This is a genomic window from Photobacterium proteolyticum, assembly GCF_001939735.1.
In the GTDB taxonomy this organism is placed as follows: Bacteria; Pseudomonadota; Gammaproteobacteria; order Enterobacterales; family Vibrionaceae; genus Photobacterium; species Photobacterium proteolyticum.
In genome coordinates this window covers 1-1,235 of sequence record NZ_MJIL01000008.1, presented here as the reverse complement: position 1 = coordinate 1,235, position 1,235 = coordinate 1, and the positions used below count along the sequence as shown (strand labels likewise).

Sequence of the window (1,235 nt, the reverse complement as noted above, 5' to 3'; positions counted from 1 at the left end):
TGTAGTGGTTTAATGATCCCGGACACCAAATTAGGTGGTAAAGTCTCCACCGTAAATGAGGTGTTCAATGACAAAACGACAACGACGTACATTTTCTTCTGAATTCAAAATGGATGCTGCGAGCTTGGTTCTTGACCAAGGCTACTCAATAGCAGAGGCAGCACGTTCTCTAGATATTGGAGAGACAGCCTTAAGACGCTGGGTCGATCAACTAAAGATTGAACGTGGTGGAATCACCCCAACCACCAAAGCTCTGACACCTGAACAGCAGAGGATTCAAGAGTTAGAAGCTCGAATTAATCGCTTAGAAAGAGAAAAGTCCATACTAAAAAAAGCTACAGCTCTCTTAATGTCGGACGAACTCGAACGTTCTCGCTAATTGACCAGTTAAGGGAGCATGAACCGGTCAAAATGCTTTGTGAATTGTTCGATGTAGCTTCGTCCTGTTACTACGAGTTTAAGCAGCGAAAGCCGGATGCTAATCGCATTCGGTTAGCTAGCCGAACTAAAGAGCTCTTCAATATGAGCCGAGGTGCTGCAGGCAGTCGAACTCTTGTCTCTATTTTGCGCTCAGAGGGCTTCGAGATTGGTCGATTCAAGGTACGAAAGCTCATGCAAGAAGCTGGTTTGGTGAGCAAGCAACCAGGCTCGCATCGCTATAAGCAGGCTAAGTCAGAGCGACCAGACATCCCGAACCTGCTGAAGCGTGAGTTCTCTGTTGTTGCACCAAATCAAGTTTGGTGTGGCGATATTACCTATATCTGGTCAGGTTCAAAATGGAGTTATCTAGCCGTCGTACTAGATCTATTTAGCCGACGTGTTGTGGGATGGGCGTTATCAAATAAGCCAGATGCTGATTTGACTTGCAAAGCCTTGGATATGGCCTGGGAACAACGAGGGAGACCTAACAGCGTAATGTTCCACTCAGACCAAGGGTGCCAATATAGCAGCCGTCAATATCGTCAAAGGCTTTGGCGATATCGAATTACTCAAAGTATGAGCCGTCGCGGTAACTGCTGGGATAACGCTCCTATGGAGAGACTATTTAGAAGCCTGAAAACCGAATGGGTACCAGCAACAGGTTACCTGACCCAGACACAGGCTAAGAGAGACATCAGCTATTACTTGATGGACTACTACAATAGGCAACGGCCGCACCAAGCCAATGATGGGCTGTCGCCAGTTAATGCCGAAAATCAGCTTAAAACAATGTCCGGAATCTGTTGACCACTACA

At 46.6% G+C, this 1,235-nt stretch carries 1 protein-coding gene; it reads left to right on the top strand.

Features of this window, described 5'->3' with window-relative positions:
• Positions 1-67: 67 nt before the first annotated feature.
• Positions 68-1,227 (top strand): IS3 family transposase gene (locus BIT28_RS00055; RefSeq protein ID WP_089153640.1). Its coding sequence is split into 2 segments (ribosomal slippage): positions 68-335 and positions 335-1,227, totalling 1,161 coding nucleotides; the frame shifts between segments, so codons are not numbered across the junction.
• Positions 1,228-1,235 lie beyond the last annotated feature (8 nt).